Source organism: Streptococcus sp. GMD4S, from assembly GCF_000296955.1.
Genome location: NZ_AJRE01000577.1, coordinates 1 through 509, shown reverse-complemented (window position 1 = coordinate 509; position 509 = coordinate 1). Strand labels below are relative to the sequence as shown.

1 protein-coding gene is annotated in these 509 nt (G+C 33.6%); it reads left to right on the top strand.

Annotated features, from left to right (window positions below; translation table 11 throughout):
• On the top strand, positions 1-439 hold a 439-nt coding region (locus tag GMD4S_RS12630; RefSeq protein ID WP_237739151.1), incomplete at its 5' end, for an immunity 70 family protein.
• Positions 440-509: the final 70 nt, after the last annotated feature.

The window sequence follows — 509 nt, the reverse complement described above, 5'->3', positions numbered from 1 at the left end:
AAAAATGAGTAGGAGAATATCTATGTCTGTAGGGTTAATGGTTGGTTATAATTGGTGGACTATAGGAGAAGGGAGTCTTTTTAATTCATTCTTTTCGACTATTTATGTTCGCTTAGAGAATAATGAGTGGGGAAGTAGATACCCAGTAATAATGAATAAGCTTTACTGGGGAGATGTTCCTTTTGAATCTGTTGAAAGAGGAATAGCTGAGTTGGTATCTATCCAAGAGGAGTTGAAAAAATTTCTCCCTCAGGATGTTATATGGGATTTTGAAGATTTGTCACTCACTCCTCCTTGGGGAAATAATATCGCAGAGCATATAACAAATTTATCACATTATTTCATAACGAGTTCCGGAAAAGATTTAATAGAAGTTTTGCTGACTAGTTTTAGATTTGCACTTGAGCACGGTCAAAATGTGAGTGTAAAAAGTATTTGAAACTCAATAAATCAAAGGTTCATTTATGCTATAATGTTCTTAATGAATTTTCAGAAAGGAAACTCAATGT